This is a genomic window from Bacillus sp. N5-665, assembly GCF_022637375.2.
Taxonomy (GTDB): domain Bacteria; phylum Bacillota; class Bacilli; order Bacillales; family Bacillaceae_G; genus Bacillus_A; species Bacillus_A wiedmannii.
This window is the reverse complement of record NZ_CP093325.1, coordinates 1,033,125-1,050,140: the sequence shown is the minus strand read 5'-3', so window position 1 is coordinate 1,050,140 and position 17,016 is coordinate 1,033,125. Positions and strand designations below refer to the sequence as shown.

The following is a 17,016-nucleotide window of genomic DNA, read 5'->3' as shown; positions in this document are numbered from 1 at the left end:
ATAACATAAAATCACATTGAAAAACTCGGCAATTATTACAATTGAAAGAAAAATGAAAATATTTATATTCATTTTTCCCACAAAACAGCATCCTATTTCAAATTCCACTAAAAAAAATGATACGATAGAAAGAGATTATACATTAAGGGAGACGGTAAAAATGAAACAGCCACTCGCACATCGAATGCGCCCTACAAATATTCAAGAAATTATCGGACAACAACATTTAGTTGGTGAAGGAAAAATTTTATGGCGAATGGTCCAAGCAAATCATTTTCAATCTATGATTTTATACGGCCCTCCAGGCACAGGAAAAACATCCATTGCGAGCGCAATTGCAGGAAGTACTGGAACCCCTTTTCGCCTATTAAACGCTGTTACTCATAATAAAAAAGATATGGAAGTTGTCGTACAAGAAGCAAAGATGCATCGACACCTCGTTTTAATTTTAGATGAAGTACACCGTCTAGATAAAGCAAAACAGGATTTTCTATTACCTCATTTAGAAAGCGGACTCCTTACCTTAATCGGTGCAACAACGAGTAATCCGTTCCATGCTATTAATTCTGCTATTCGAAGTCGTTGTCAAATCTTCGAATTACACGCATTAACAGAAGATGATCTTTTAATCGGCTTAAAACGAGCACTTGAAGATAAAGAAAAAGGTCTCGGGGAATATGATGTAACGGTTACGCCTGAAGCATTACATCACTTTGCAAATGCATCTGGTGGAGACATGCGTTCTGCTTATAATGCACTTGAACTAGCTGTTTTATCTAGCTTTACAACGGACGAAAAAGCTGCGGTAATTACGCTAGAAATTGCAGAAGAATGCTTGCAAAAAAAGAGCTTCGTTCACGACAAAGGCGGTGATGCTCATTATGACGTATTATCGGCATTTCAAAAATCGGTGCGCGGAAGTGATGTAAATGCAGCACTTCATTATTTAGCACGTCTTATTGAAGCTGGTGATTTACAAAGCATTGGTAGACGTCTTCTTATTATGGCATATGAAGATATCGGACTTGCTAGCCCACAAGCCGGACCGCGTACACTAGCAGCTATAGAATCAGCGGAACGAGTTGGATTCCCGGAGGCACGCATACCACTTGCAAATGCTGTTATCGAGCTTTGCTTATCACCAAAATCAAACTCAGCTTACAAAGCACTTGATACTGCATTACACGATTTACGCAACGGTCAGACAGGCGACATTCCAAGTCATTTAAAAGATAGTCATTACAAAGGCGCAGAATCACTCGGAAGAGGCATTGGGTACTTATATCCACACGACCATCCAAATGGATGGGTACAACAACAATACTTACCTGATAAAATAAAAAACAAACAATATTATAAACCGAAAACGACAGGGAAATTTGAGCAAGCACTTTCTACTGTATATGAAAGATTACAAAGTTCGAATAAAACGAAAAATAAAGGGTAACATAAGCGAAAACGTCACCATTATGGAGGCTTCGCTTATGAAAACACGTCAAGATGCATGGACAAAAGAAGACGATCTCCTTTTAGCAGAAACTGTTTTACGACATATTCGCAGCGGTAGCACACAAATAAAAGCATTCGATGAAGTCGGCGATACATTGAACCGCACTTCCGCAGCTTGCGGATTTAGATGGAATGCTGAAGTACGACCGAATTACGAAGATGCGGTTCAACTCGCAAAAAAACAACGTAAAGAATTAAAACGCTCTGAGGCTAAAATAGAAAAAGAGCATTTCACGCAAACGAAACAACTCGTAATTGATGCCGAGTTTTCAGAAGATATTACGCCAAATAAACAAGAACTTACAATGCAAAGTGTCATTTCATTTTTGCAAAACTTAGAGCACAATAGCCCTTCACTCGCAAAGTTACAAACTGAAAATGACGTATTACAAGCTCAGCTCACGTCCCTGCAAAAAACAAACCATGAACTTGAAGCAAAATTAGCGGTCCTCTCAAAAAAACAACAAGCAATCGAAGAAGATTATGCCATGCTTGTTAGAATTATGGACCGTGCTCGAAAACTCGTTTCAGTTGAAGAACAAGAAGAACAGATCGCTCCAATTTTCAAGACAGATCAAAATGGTAATTTAGATATTGTTTATTCTGCAGAAAACTAAAAAGGATGTCACCTAGTCGGGGTTTCTGACTGTGTGGCATCTTTTTTCTCCGGTAAAAATCACATCGCTAAATTAATTTAAATAGATTAACAAACAAAATTGACAACAATAAACCTCAAGTTCACACAAATAAACATCAGGGAATAATTAGATATTTATTACTTGAATGTTACTATAAAGATATATGTTTGAAAGGAGATGGTTGCTATTTCATTAATAGTCTTCAAAATAACACTCGGTATTCTCGTTCTAACATTAGGTTTTTTTACCATTCAGAGTTTAAAAAAGACTTCCGCCTATAAGTCGGATAAATACGATTATTCTTTATTAGGATTACTTACATTCGAATTATTAGTATTGCAAATATCTGCAATTCTTTAAAACATAATAGAAAAAGCATATATCCTAGACGGATATATGCTTTCCTTTTATTCTTGCCCTACACGCTTCACTTCAACGTTTTTAATACGTTCACGTACAACGTGACTTGCCATAATTAGGCCTGCCACAGATGGTACGAATGCATTTGATGAAGGTGGTAATTTCGCTTTACGAATTTTTGCATTTTCGTCTGGTACGATTTCTTTACGTACTTCTTCACGAATTACGATTGGGTTTTCGTCAGAGAAGACAACTTTTACACCTTTTTTAATACCATCTTTACGAAGCTTCGTACGAATTACTTTCGCAATTGGATCTGTATGTGTTTTAGAGATGTCCGCAATACGGAAACGAGTTGGGTCCATTTTATTTGCTGCACCCATGCATGAGATAATTTTAATTTTTCGACGTAAGCACTGTTTAATTAAATGAATTTTGAACGTAATCGTATCAGATGCATCTACTACGAAATCCAATCCATGTTTGAAGAACTCTTCATATGTTTCATCAGTATAAAACATTTCTAGTCCAATTACTTCACAATCTGGATTAATGTCTGCGATACGCTCTTTCATTAATTCTACTTTTGAACGCCCTACAGTAGATACTAACGCGTGAATTTGACGGTTTACGTTTGTAATATCTACAACGTCTTTATCGACTAATACGAGACGTCCTACGCCAGAACGTGCTAACGCCTCTGCCGAAAATGACCCTACGCCGCCAATTCCTAAAATACCGACTGTACTATTTTTTAATATTTCAAGTCCTTCTTTACCGAAGGCTAATTCATTACGTGAAAATTGATGTAACATTCAGCTCTACACTCCTATTACAAAAATGGTCTACCATGTATTCTAGCGTTTTTCCGACTATTTGTATAGAAAAAGTTATAGAATTCCTAAAAATACATATTTCGAGAATAAAAACATAGTGTAAACCGGATTTTATTTCGTCCTAAATACACGTTTAAAAGGGAGGATTCAGAGAACCGAGCAAATCGAGGCACGTATGCTAGGAGGAGCACAGTGTAGGAGTACTACTCGAGCACCGGACTAGCATACGTAACGATGAGATGCGACAGTTATCTAAACCGGACTTTTTAAATAACCCTTTCAATATACATTTAAAAAGGAGGATTTAGAGAACCGAGCAGATCGAGGCACGCATGCTAGGAGGAGCACAGTGTAGGAGTACTACTCGAGCACCGGACTAGCATACGTAACGATGAGGTGCGACAGTTATCTAAACCGGACTTTTTAAATAACCCTTTCAATATACATTTAAAAAGGAGGATTTAGAGAACCGAGCAGATCGAGGCACGCATGCTAGGAGGAGCACAGTGTAGGAGTACTACTCGAGCACCGGACTAGCATACGTAACGATGAGGTGCGACAGTTATCTAAACCGGACTTTTTAAATTTCCTCTCAAAAAAAGTCTAGACGGCTATAGTATAACCATCTAGACTTTATTCTTACTTCTCTTCTTTTAAGCTTAATTTTAAGTTTAACTCTTCAAGCTGTGCTTCTGCAACTGGGCTTGGAGCTTCTGTTAATAAGCAGCTTGCGCTTGCTGTTTTCGGGAATGCAATTGTATCACGAAGGTTCGTACGACCTGCAAGTAACATAACAAGACGGTCTAAACCTAATGCGATACCACCGTGTGGTGGAGTACCGTATTCGAATGCTTCTAATAAGAATCCGAATTGCTCTTGTGCTTCTTCTTGTGAGAATCCAAGTGCTTTGAACATTTTTTCTTGTACGTCACGCTCGTAAATACGAAGTGATCCACCACCAAGCTCATAACCATTTAATACAAGGTCATATGCTTGTGCACGTGCTTTTTCTGGTGCTGTTTCTAATAGCTCAACATCTTCACGGAATGGCATTGTGAATGGGTGGTGAGCTGCGAAGTAACGATCTGCATCTTCATCGTACTCAAGAAGTGGCCAATCCGTTACCCATAGGAAGTTAAATTTACTTTCATCGATTAACTCAAGCTCTTTACCTAGACGTAAACGAAGTGCACCTAAGCTATCTGCGACAACGCTCTTCTTATCTGCTACGAATAGTAATAAGTCGCCAGCAGTAGCTTCTAATGTAGCCATTAACGCGTTTGCTTCTTCTTCACCGAAGAATTTCGCAATCGGTCCTTTTAAGCCGTCCTCTTCCACTTTAAGCCAAGCTAGACCTTTTGCACCGTATACTTTTACGAATTCAGTTAATGCATCGATATCTTTACGAGAGTATTTGCTCGCAGCACCTTTTGCATTAATTGCTTTTACTTGTCCGCCACTTTCTACAGCACTTGTAAATACTTTAAAACCACAACCTACTGCAAATTCAGATAGGTCTGTTAGTTCCATTTCAAAGCGTGTATCTGGCTTATCAGAACCGTAACGAGCCATTGCATCAGCATATTTCATACGAGGGAATGGTGCACTCACTTCTACACCTTTTGCATCCTTCATAACTTTCGTCATCATGCGCTCCATCATATCTAAAATTTCATCTTGTGTTAAGAATGAAGCTTCGATATCGATTTGCGTGAATTCTGGTTGACGGTCTGCACGTAAATCTTCGTCACGGAAACAACGTGCTACTTGATAGTAACGCTCAAATCCACCGACCATAAGAAGCTGTTTAAATAATTGCGGAGATTGTGGTAATGCATAGAATTCACCATCATGTACACGACTTGGTACTAAATAGTCACGAGCTCCTTCTGGTGTGCTCTTCGTTAAAATTGGTGTTTCTACTTCTAAGAACTCTTCTGTGTCTAAGAAGTTACGAATTGTTTTCGTTACATCGTGACGCATTTTGAATGTGTTAAACATTGCAGGACGACGTAAGTCTAAATAACGATATTTTAAACGCACATCTTCTGATGCATCTGTATCATCAGCAATAATGATTGGCGTTGTTTTTGCTGCATTTAATACGTTTACTTTCGTTGCTTGTACTTCAATACGACCAGTTGCCATATTGTCATTAATTGCGCCTTTACCACGCTCAACAACTGTACCTTCTACGTGCAATACGTATTCACTACGAATAGTTTCTGCTATTTCTAACGCTTCTTTTGATGTTTCTGGGTTAAATACAACTTGCACGATACCTGTACGGTCACGTAAGTCGATAAAGATTAATCCACCTAAATCACGGCGTTTTTGTACCCAACCTTTTAATTGAACTGTTTGTCCAACTGCTTCTACTGTTACTTTTCCACATGCATGTGTTCTTTCAGCCACTGTAAGTTCCCCCTATATTAATTTCTCTGCTACGTATGAAGCAAATACATCTAATGCTACTTCTTCTTGTTCGCCTGTTGCCATATCTTTTAAGTTAATGATGCCTTTATCTAGCTCATCTTCCCCTAATACAGCTACAAATTTCGCCTTTAGACGATCTGCTGATTTAAATTGTGCTTTCATTTTACGGTCTAAATAATCTTTTTCAACTGATAATCCAGCTTTACGAAGATCAAACGCAACTTTCGCAGCATGGTCTTTCGCTTTTTCACCAAGCGCTACAACATAACAATCAATACTATGTTCAATTGGTAATTCGATGTTTTCAGCTTTTAGCGCCATAATTAAACGTTCGATACTCATCGCAAAACCGATACCTGGCATTTCCGGTCCACCGATTTCTTGTACAAGTCCGTTGTAACGGCCACCACCGCTTAATGTAGTGATAGCACCGAAACCTTCTGCCTCACTCATGATTTCAAAAACAGTGTGTTGATAGTAGTCTAAACCACGTACTAAGTTCGGATCTTTTTCAAACGGAACATCCATCATCGTTAATAGTTCTTGAACTTTGTCGTAGTATACTGCTGAATCTTCGTTTAAGTATTCTGTAATAGATGGTGCTGTTCCCATTAATTCATGGTTACGGTCCTTCTTACAATCTAAAATACGAAGAGGGTTCTTTTCTAGACGAGATTGACAGTCAGAACAGAACTCGCCGATACGTGGCTCAAAGTGTGCGATTAACGCATCGCGGTGCGCTTGACGGCTCGCCGCATCACCTAAACTGTTTAATACAACTTTAATATTTTTTAAGCCCATGCCGCGGTAAAACTCTACAGCAAGTGCAATTACTTCTGCATCAATCGCAGGATCGTTACTACCGATTGCTTCAATACCAAATTGTACGAATTGACGATAGCGACCTGCTTGTGGTCTTTCGTAACGGAACATTTGACCGATATAGTATAATTTCGTTGGTTGTGTTGCATCACCGAACATTTTGTTTTCAACGTAAGAACGTACAACAGGTGCAGTACCTTCTGGACGTAATGTTAAACTGCGCTCTCCACGATCTTGGAATGAGTACATTTCTTTTTGTACGATATCTGTCGTATCACCAACACCACGTAAAAATAGCTCCGTGTGTTCAAAAATTGGTGTACGAATTTCTTTATAGTTGTAACGACGGCAAATTTCGCGTGCTTGCCCTTCGATATACTGCCATAACTCAACGCTACCTGGAAGAATATCTTGCGTTCCGCGTGGGATTTGAATAGACATATTCAGTTCCTCCTCAAATTGTTTTAATCTTAATAAAAATAAAAAAACTCCCGCCTCTACTGTTTGAACAGTAGGGACGAGAGTATTATACCCGTGGTGCCACCCTAATTGAAGCACGTATGCTTCCACTTTTTTAATAACGCTTAAATGTGCGTTCATCCCTACTAAGCATATATGCCGTTCAAGTTGAAACCTCTAGAGTGTCATTCAATCAGTCATCATGCAGAAATGTTTTCAGCCTAAGACATTTCTTCTCTTTCCATGTGTGTCTCATTTACTCTTCTCTATCAACGGTTATATTCATATGTAAATATAAAATTACTATACGTTTGTTGAGTAGGATTGTCAAGTACTCTAAGAGCGTTCAATCTGCTTCTTTAGACGCTTTACATCTTGAAGAGAAATCCCAAACTCAGAAGCAAGCTCCATTGAAGTATTGTTTTGCTCTTTTGAAATAAAATCATGAAAATTTACGTTAAACAGTTGATTTGCACCATTTGTAACAGAATGCCCTTTTTCATTCATACGCATACGTATATCCCTCACATTCAATATAGATGTTTTACTTTTTATTGTTCCATATTGATGAAAGAGTTATACATAATTGAAACAGCTATTGATTCCAAATAAAGTGTAACTTTAATGAATAGGGGTTTTGTCCATTGCCACTCATTATTAGCCCTCACTAATCAGGCTTTTACGGGCAGTGGATCTCCCACAAATAGCGAGATAAATGAACAAAACATACAACAATGTATAAAAAAGAGAGGATTATATAATCCCCTCTTCTTAAGCAACACTATTTACTATCCACAATTAAGGTCACCGGACCATCATTGATTAAAGAAACATCCATCATTGCTCCGAACTTCCCTGTTTCTACATGCAATCCTTGCTTACGAACTTCCTCATTAAAGAAATCATATAAACACTCTGCATAATCAGGTTTGGCAGCATCCATAAAGTTGGGACGTCTTCCCTTGCGGCAATCTCCGTATAATGTGAATTGCGAAATTGATAGAACTTGTCCTTCTACATCAAGTACAGAATGGTTCATCTTTCCACTCTCATCTTCAAAAATACGTAAGTTCGCAATTTTTTCTGCAATGTAAGTTGCATCTTTTTCTGTATCTTCATGCGTAATGCCAACTAGTAATGTTAAACCGAACGGAATTTGTCCTACGATCTCACCGTCTACTGTGACAGACGCTTCTTTTGATCGCTGTAAAACAACTCTCATCTTTTCTACACTCCCTATTAATGCATCATGCGTCGTACTGCATAAATTTCTGGGACACGTTTAATGCGTTCTACTACTTTTTTCAAGTGCTGTAAGTTACGAATAGAGATTGACATATTAATTGTCGCCATCTTATTACGGTCACTTCTACCAGAAACTGCCGAAATGTACGTTTTCGTCTCTGTAACAGCTTGTAATACTTCATTTAATAAGCCACGGCGATCGTAACCTGAAATTTCAATATCAACGTTATACTCAATTTCTTTTTCAGGACTACCTTCCCACTCTACTTCCAATAAACGTTCTATAGCTTCTTCTGTATGAACATTTACACAATCACGGCGGTGAATCGATACACCTCGGCCTTTCGTAATATACCCAACGATATCATCACCTGGAACCGGGTTACAGCATTTTGATAAACGAATTAATAAATTATCCGCACCACTTACTTTAACACCAGAATCCCATTTTCGAATTTTCATCGGTTTACGAACTTCTTTAACTTCAACGATTTCTTCTTCTTCACGTTGCTTACGGAATTTGTCCGTTAGTCGCGTAACAATTTGCGACGCTGTAATCCCGCTATATCCAACTGCTGCAAACATATCTTCTTCATTTGCAAAGTTGAATTTTTCAGCAACACGTTTTAAATTGTCCGGAGCTAACACTTCTTTCATCTCATACTCTAGGCTACGCACTTCTTTCTCAACAAGTTCACGGCCTTTTTCAATATTTTCATCTCTACGTTGCTTCTTAAAGAATTGACGTATTTTGTTTTTTGCATGAGATGTTTGAGCAAGTTTCACCCAGTCTTGACTTGGCCCATACGAATGTTTCGATGTTAAAATTTCAATGATGTCACCTGTTTTTAATTTATAATCAAGCGTCACCATTTTCCCGTTTACTTTTGCACCAATTGTTTTATTTCCAATCTCCGAATGGACACGATACGAAAAGTCAATCGGAACAGATCCAAGTGGCAATTCCATTACGTCGCCTTTCGGTGTAAAGACGAATACCATGTCAGAGAATAAATCAATTTTTAATGACTCCATAAACTCTTCTGCATTAGAAGCTTCATTTTGCCATTCTAATATTTGACGGAACCATGTAAGTTTCTTCTCTAATGTACCTGTTGTTTCTGCTGTTTTTCCTTCTTTATACGCCCAGTGCGCCGCGATCCCGAATTCTGCAATCTCATGCATTTCTTTCGTACGAATTTGCACTTCAAGCGGATCACCTTTCGGCCCAATTACAGTCGTATGAAGAGATTGATATAGATTTGCTTTCGGCATTGCAATATAATCTTTAAAACGACCTGGCATTGGCTTCCAGCACGTATGAATAATTCCAAGCACCGCATAACAATCTTTAATACTATTTACTACGACACGTACAGCTAGTAAATCGTAAATTTCATTGAACTGTTTATTTTGCAGTGCCATTTTACGATAAATACTGTAAATATGTTTTGGTCTTCCAGAAATCTCTGGTTGAATTGAAACCTCTTTTAATTTCTCACGAATACCAGTCATTACTTCATCTAAATACTCTTCACGCTCTGCACGTTTACGCTTCATTAAATTTACAATACGATAATATTGTTGCGGATTTAAATAGCGAAGTGACGTATCCTCTAACTCCCATTTAATAGTACTAATTCCGAGTCTATGTGCTAAAGGTGCAAAGATTTCTAACGTTTCATTTGCAATGCGACGCTGCTTCTCTTGAGGCAAATGTTTCAATGTACGCATGTTATGAAGACGATCAGCTAGTTTAATTAAAATAACTCGAATATCTTGAGCCATTGCGATAAACATTTTGCGATGGTTTTCTGCTTGTTGTTGCTCATGAGATTTATATTTAATCTTTCCGAGCTTTGTTACACCATCGACAAGCATAGCAATTTCTTTATTAAATTCCCGTTCAATATCTTCTAATGTAATTTCTGTATCTTCCACTACATCATGTAAGAAACCTGCTGATACTGTAGCTGGATCCATGTGTAAATCAACTAAAATACCTGCAACTTGAATTGGATGAATAATGTACGGTTCACCCGATTTTCTGTATTGTTCGCTATGCGCATCACGTGCATATTCATAGGCACGTGCCACTAGCTCAATATCTTCATCTGCTAAATATTGACTTGCTTTCTCGAGTACCTGTTCAGCTGTTAGTACCTGCTCATTTGCCATCGAATCACCTTTTATTGAAAATTGACTTTATCTTAATTAAGTAGAATAAATTATATTCTATCATTATAACCTAATGATTGTGAATTGTGAAAAGGAAAAGATTTTACTGACATTTCACCTTATTTTTTTGTGCAATTATACAAAAGTACCCGCTCCTCTCCAAGAGATTCACGGGTACTTTTTATCACCGTAGTTTTACCTATATAGTGATTAGTATTTTTCTAATACTAATACATCGTAACCATCTAACATTTTACGACCATCTAAGTAAGTAAGCTCTACTAAGAATGCAATTCCTGCTACAACTCCGCCAAGTTCTTCAACTAGCTTAATTGTCGCTTCAATTGTTCCACCTGTAGCTAATAGATCATCTGTAATCAATACGCGTTGACCTGGCTTAATTGCATCTTTATGGATTGTTAAAACATCTTTACCATATTCTTTACCGTAGTCAACTGTAATTACTTCACGTGGTAATTTCCCTAATTTACGAACTGGTGCAAAACCTACTTCTAACGCATAAGAAACTGGGCAACCGATAATAAAGCCACGTGCTTCTGGCCCTACTACAACGTCAATGTCTCTTTTCTTTGCATACTCAACGATTGCATCTGTTGCTGCTTTGTATGCTTTACCGTCGTTCATTAACGGTGTAATGTCTTTAAATACAATACCTTCTTTTGGATAATCCGGTACAATTGCGATATGTTGCTTGAAATCCATATTTCTGAATCCTCCTCAGATCTAAAAGGTTTGTAAATACAAATCCTTTACCCTAACTGTTCTACTTCTTTATGATTACGAATCGTTTCAAACCATGTATATAGTTGCTGATATGTGCTATAAACCAATTCTTTTTCTAATTGTAAGTGGTTCATTTTCTCACGATATGTGTTCGATTCAATTAAATCACGCTTTTGTTTTTTGTCTGCCATAAAAATGACGCCATCTTTTATTGTAACAAATTCTAACTCAAAAAACACCTGTGTCATGAAATTTACTGTATCTTTTGACCAACCTTTATGTCGACATAGTTGTTCTCCATATTGTCTTAAAGAAAATGGTGCTTTTTGGCTCAAGAACGAATAGTACCATTTAAAATGTTCCCTCGTTGGAACAGTACTAAATAAATGATTATTCTCTTGATAAAATAGCGTATAAATTCGCGACGGGAACCCCACTTTAAATAAATCTCGTAATTCCTCTGTTCCTTTTGGCAAATCAAGTAACACGATGTATTGATCGTCTAAATGAGTTACTTCTGATGCATGCATCATATGCTCTTTATAGTCTTCTAGAGAAAACTTATTCAATACCTCTTCAGAAAAATACACCATCGTTATTTTTTCTTTCGGAAGTTCTGCTACATTCGCTTCTACGTTACGCATACTACGCCAATCAAATAATTGCCACGCCTCTACAGCAATATCTTGTACCATTAATTGCGGCTTCTTAAAATTATTCCATTCATTGATAGATGCTTCCCCTATTACAGATACCTTTGCAACTGGAGAAATTTCTTTTGCATACGCACCAAAACCAAATCCGATTGTATCCAGTGTCGCTTGTCCATCGCGAAGAGCCATTTTCAAATGAGAGCCATCTGATCCGATTGCACGAATACTTTCTAGCTCTGCATCCTTCACTGCAATACGTGGTTTTGGATTTCCAACACCAAATGGCGCTAACTTTTGCATGTCTTCAATTGCTGCCAGTGTTACATCCTCCACTTTACAAAAGACATCAACAGCTGTAATTGGAATAAAATCTTCTTCTGTTAAAATTACCTCTGCTTGTTCATTTAAGCGGCGGCGTAATTCATCTACATCATTCATATGTAGCGTCATTCCCGCTGCCATCGGATGCCCTCCGAAGTGTGGCAATAACTCTCTACAATCTGACAAATTTGCAAACAAATCAAATCCTGCAATACTACGTGCTGAACCTTTTGCTGTTTCTTTTACAGGATCAATGCATAATACAATCGTTGGACGATAAAAACGTTCAACTAATTTAGATGCGACAATTCCAATTACACCTGGATTCCAGTCTTCTTTTGCCAGTACTAGTACTTTATTGTCTTCTGGCGGGAAATTATTTTCCACTTCAGCGATAGCTTCTTCTGTAATTTGCTTTACAATATCTTTTCGCAGTTTGTTCAGCTCATCAATTTCTTCAGCCAACTCTTTCGCTTCTTCTGGATCATCTGATAATAAAAGATGTACAGCCGGTGTAGCATCTTCTAAACGTCCAACTGCATTAATACGCGGAGCGAGTGAGAAGCCAATACTCTCTTCTGTAATTTCACTTTGCGAAACGTTAGCAACTTTAAATAGCGCCTTTAGTCCGATATTTTTCGTCATGCGCATATGCTTTAAACCGCGCTTCACTAGTAATCTATTCTCACCATGAAGTGATACTAAATCGGCTACTGTACCAATTACTGCAATTTCTAATAAATGTTCTGGTACACGGCCTAGTAGTGCATGTGCAACTTTAAACGCAACACCTACACCAGCTAAATAGTGAAACGGATATACACCGCCATCTAATTTCGGATGAATAATCGCAAGTGCTTCTGGCAATTCTGGTGGTGGCTCATGGTGATCTGTAATAATAAGATCTATCCCAAGCTCCTTCGCTACCTTCGCTTCATGTACTGCTGCGATACCAGTATCGACAGTAATAATTAGTGAGAATCCTGCGCTATGTGCCCAACGAAATGCTTCTTCGTTTGGTCCATATCCTTCTGTAAAACGGTTTGGAATATAAAATTCTACGTCTGCACCTAATTCTTGCAAGGCAAGATATAACACAGTCGTACTACTTACTCCATCCGCATCGTAGTCACCAAATATTAATATTTGCTCTCCATTTTGAATCGCCTTATTTACACGTTCTACCGTTCTATCCATTCCTTCTAATAAAAATGGATCATGAAATTCTTGATTTTCTGTATTTAAAAAATCTAAAATCTTATCTTCTGTATCTAGTCCTCTACCGAGGAATAACGAAACGACAAGTGGTGATAATTGTAATTTACTTGCTAATTCACTCACTCGCTCATTATTATATTCTTTTTCTTTCCAACGCGTCTTCGGTTGTAACACGAAATCACCCCTTAACCTGTTCATTATACAAGACAGATTAAGGGGTGACAATATAATGCAAACTACGATGCAATATCTATATACTAAAATGTTAATGATATTTAATTTGGGGAATACGGATTTATATGTACAAACACATTTTGTACGTTATCTTGTTCCATAAGCGTTTCTTTCACATGCTTTCCAATGCGGTGCCCTTCTTCTACAGTAATGTATGGATCTACAGAAACTTTAATATCAACAATAACGTAATGACCATGCTCCCTTGCATATAAAGAACCGATTTTTTTCACACCATCTATTTGAAGTACTGCTTCTCTAAGCGGAACAACATCTTCCTCATGAAGAACATGATCAAGCGTTGCATGAATTGCTTCTGCCCCAATACTCCACGCCATTTTTGCAACAAGAAGTGAAACAAATAATCCTGCAATTGGATCGGCATATACAAGCCAATCTAACCCGAACTTACCTCCCATAATCGCTGCACAAATACCGATTAAAGCTGCAATTGAAGAAAACACATCCGAACGATGTTCATATGCATTTGCAATAATTGCATCACTATTTACCCTCTTCCCTAATCGGAATTTATATTGAAACATTCCTTCTTTCACGATAATTGAAAGAACAACAGCAAAAATCGTAATTCCTTTCGGTGGTTCTAGTTCCTGCGAAAAAGCTTTTATAGACGAAATTGCTATCTCGATTCCCACAATAAATAATAATACTGCAACAATAATTGCTGAAATCGATTCCGCTTTACCATGACCATACGGATGATCTTCATCAGGCGGTTGCTTTGCTGCTCGCAATCCAAAAAGTACAGCGAGCGAACCAATTACATCTGATGCAGAATGCACGGCATCCGCTAATAGTGCTTTACTGTTCCCAATATAACCAATTACCGCCTTTACAATCGCTAATATAATATTACCAACGATTCCGACAATAGCACCAAACTCGGCCTGTTTAAAACGTTCATCTTTTTCCATAATTAAAATCCCTTCTTTTCTTAACCTATCTTTTTATTGTAGCAAAAACAGCGATAACACCACCACTTTCTTCCATCTTTCTTTTGTTAAAAAGTTGCTATCTTATTGTATCCACAAACGAAAAAAGAGATGCCTCATAAAGAGACATCATCTTATTTATACTTGTGGTTCAGATTCTACTTTCTCAACCTTTTTCTTGTTTTTTCCCTTTTTCAAACGACGGTTTTCAAGCATTAACCAAATTTGAGAAGCAACGAAAACAGAAGAGTACGTACCTACAACTAATCCAACAAGTAACGCAAACGAGAAGTTACGTAATGACTCACTACCGAAGATAAGTAACGCAATTACCGGGAATAACACTGTTAATACGGTGTTAATTGAACGACCAAGCGTTTGGCGAATACTTGCATTTACGATTTCTTCTAAGTCTTTTATATCGCGAACTCGTTTTTTCTGTTTGTATAATTCACGGTTTCTATCAAATGTAACAATTGAGTCATTAATAGAATAACCGATGATTGTTAACACTGCAGCGATAAACGTTAAGTCTACCTCTAATTGGAAAATACTAAATATAACAACCATAACGAATGCGTCATGTAATAATGCAAGTACTGCAGATAATGCGTACGTAAATCTGAATCGAATACTTACGTATAAAATGATAACCGCAGAAGCAATTAATACTGCGATAAATGCATTTCGTGCAATTTCTTTACCAATTGTCGGTGAAACTGTACTTACATTTGGATCTGTACCATATTTATCGTGGAAGAATGTTTTTGTTTTCGCAATTTCATCTTTTGATAGAACACCTAATGTACGAACTGCGAATCCTTTATTGTCATCTCCAGTCGGTACAATATTTTCTTCCTTCACGTCAATTTTCAATTCTTTAAAATCTTTATGAACATCAGACACAGTAAGTGCTTGTTTTGATTGCAAGTCGATACGTGTACCACTCGCAAAATCAATACCAAGATTCAATTTGAAAATTGGTAGTATAATTGCACCTGCAATTACAACTACAATCGAGAAAACAAGGAATTTATGACCGATATTTACGAAGTTAATACGATCAAATCTTGTCGGTGGGTGTACTACACCTTTTGTTAATGGAATAATATCCTTTTGTTTCACACCAAAGTATCCTGGCTTTTTATCGAAGTAACGGCTCTTTACAAGTAAACCTAGTAAGAAACGAGTACCGAATACGTTCGTAACGAAACCAACTAAAATACTTACGATTAAACTTGTTGCGAATCCTTTTACAGAGCTATTACCATAAACGAATAATACACCAGCCGCTGCAAGAGTCGTAACGTTTGCATCTAAAATTGTTGCTAATGAACGATGATTACCAGCACGGAATGCTGACATCATTGACTTACCAATTTTCAGCTCTTCTTTCAGTCTTTCGTACGTAATAATATTCGCATCAACTGCGATACCTACCCCGAGCACTAATGCCGCAATACCTGGTAATGTCAGAACCGCATGCATCCAGTTAAATACGAGTAGCGTAACAAAAATGTATAGACCTAACATAATAACCGCTACAATTCCTGGTAAACGGTAGTATACAAGCATAAATAAGAAAATAAGAGCGATACCAATCGCACTAGCGAAAATCGTTTGCTCTAACGCTTGTTGACCAAATTTCGCTCCAACTGATGTTGAATACATTTCTTTTAAATCAACAGGAAGTGCACCTGCATTTAATAAAGATGAAAGTTGTTTCGCACTTTCAACTGTGAAGTTTCCACCTACGATAGATACTTCAGCTTGATTAAACACTTGGCTTACTGTTGCTGCTGATAAGAACTTCGGATTCGGTTTTGCAGACTCTGCTTTATACGAATCTTTTCCTTCTTCAAAGTCAAGCCAAATTACCATTAAATTCGTTGGTGGTGGCATTTTTGAAATTTTTTCAGTTACTTCACGGAATCTATCAGCGCTTTTTAGTGTAAGACCTACGCTCGCACGGCCTTGCTCATCAAATGTTTGTTTCGCTCCGCCGCCTTTTAAATCCGTTCCGTCCATAAGAAGGTTGTCATCTACATCACGGAATGTTAATTTCGCTTGTGTTGATAACATTTCACGTGCTTTTTGCTGGTCTTGTACACCAGCAAGCTGTACGCGAATTCGATCTTGTCCTTCAATTTGAATGTTCGGCTCACTTACACCGAGAACATTGACACGATTTTCAAGAGCACCTACTGTACTTACAAGTGCCTCTCGGTCGATTTTATCACCTTTTTTGGCTGGTTTTACTTCATACAGAATTTCAAAACCACCGCGAAGGTCTAGTCCTAGACTAATTCCTTTTGCTATGTCTTTTCCTGCCGCACCAATTACTCCACCGATTAATAAAACGATGAGGAAAAAGGCGGCAATTCTCGTACCACGCTTTGCCATATGTACC

Annotated in this window: 12 protein-coding genes and 1 other annotated feature; of the genes, 2 read left to right on the top strand and 10 right to left on the bottom strand. The window is 37.7% G+C overall.

Annotated features, from left to right (window positions below):
• Positions 1–160 precede the first annotated feature (160 nt).
• Positions 161–1,447 (top strand): replication-associated recombination protein A, encoded by a 1,287-nt coding sequence (locus tag MNO09_RS07800; RefSeq protein ID WP_000812941.1) that lies wholly within the window; start codon positions 161–163, stop codon positions 1,445–1,447.
• A 37-nt stretch (positions 1,448–1,484) separates the two neighbouring features.
• A complete protein-coding gene (locus tag MNO09_RS07795) occupies positions 1,485–2,126 on the top strand; it encodes an RsfA family transcriptional regulator (protein WP_000857721.1) in 642 nt (213 codons plus the stop codon).
• A 428-nt stretch (positions 2,127–2,554) separates the two neighbouring features.
• On the opposite strand, the gene MNO09_RS07790 is transcribed toward MNO09_RS07795, so the two are convergent.
• The 10 genes from MNO09_RS07790 to secDF form a co-directional block, all read right to left on the bottom strand.
• On the bottom strand, positions 2,555–3,322 hold the full coding sequence (locus tag MNO09_RS07790; RefSeq protein ID WP_000903180.1) for a tRNA threonylcarbamoyladenosine dehydratase: 768 nt from the start codon (positions 3,320–3,322) through the stop codon (positions 2,555–2,557).
• Between the two features lie 660 nt (positions 3,323–3,982).
• Complete coding sequence (aspS, locus tag MNO09_RS07785) at positions 3,983–5,758, bottom strand: aspartate--tRNA ligase (protein ID WP_000840884.1); 1,776 nt, start codon at positions 5,756–5,758, stop codon at positions 3,983–3,985.
• A gap of 12 nt (positions 5,759–5,770) precedes the next feature.
• Positions 5,771–7,042 carry a histidine--tRNA ligase gene (hisS, locus tag MNO09_RS07780; protein WP_000027073.1) on the bottom strand — a complete coding sequence of 424 codons (1,272 nt, stop codon included), beginning with the start codon at positions 7,040–7,042 and terminating at the stop codon, positions 5,771–5,773.
• 69 nt (positions 7,043–7,111) lie between these two features.
• Positions 7,112–7,342 (bottom strand) — a binding site (T-box leader).
• Positions 7,343–7,396: 54 nt separating this feature from the next.
• Positions 7,397–7,573, bottom strand: coding sequence for a hypothetical protein (locus MNO09_RS07775; RefSeq protein WP_001242605.1), 177 nt, complete (start codon positions 7,571–7,573; stop codon positions 7,397–7,399).
• A gap of 268 nt (positions 7,574–7,841) precedes the next feature.
• Entirely contained in the window at positions 7,842–8,282 is a 441-nt protein-coding gene (locus MNO09_RS07770; RefSeq protein ID WP_001266952.1) for a D-tyrosyl-tRNA(Tyr) deacylase, read from the bottom strand.
• Positions 8,283–8,299: 17 nt separating this feature from the next.
• The gene (gene relA / locus MNO09_RS07765) at positions 8,300–10,483 is read right to left on the bottom strand and encodes a GTP diphosphokinase (protein WP_001262801.1); all 2,184 of its coding nucleotides are present in this window, start codon (positions 10,481–10,483) and stop codon (positions 8,300–8,302) included.
• Between the two features lie 210 nt (positions 10,484–10,693).
• Complete coding sequence (locus tag MNO09_RS07760; protein ID WP_000346221.1) at positions 10,694–11,206, bottom strand: adenine phosphoribosyltransferase; 513 nt, start codon at positions 11,204–11,206, stop codon at positions 10,694–10,696.
• 47 nt (positions 11,207–11,253) lie between these two features.
• Positions 11,254–13,593 (bottom strand): single-stranded-DNA-specific exonuclease RecJ, encoded by a 2,340-nt coding sequence (recJ, locus tag MNO09_RS07755; RefSeq protein ID WP_000941274.1) that lies wholly within the window; start codon positions 13,591–13,593, stop codon positions 11,254–11,256.
• 101 nt (positions 13,594–13,694) lie between these two features.
• Positions 13,695–14,588 (bottom strand): cation diffusion facilitator family transporter, encoded by an 894-nt coding sequence (locus MNO09_RS07750; protein WP_000409734.1) that lies wholly within the window; start codon positions 14,586–14,588, stop codon positions 13,695–13,697.
• A 156-nt stretch (positions 14,589–14,744) separates the two neighbouring features.
• Positions 14,745–17,009: a protein translocase subunit SecDF gene (gene secDF, locus MNO09_RS07745; protein WP_001119085.1), complete on the bottom strand. Its 2,265-nt coding sequence runs from the start codon at positions 17,007–17,009 to the stop codon at positions 14,745–14,747.
• Positions 17,010–17,016: the final 7 nt, after the last annotated feature.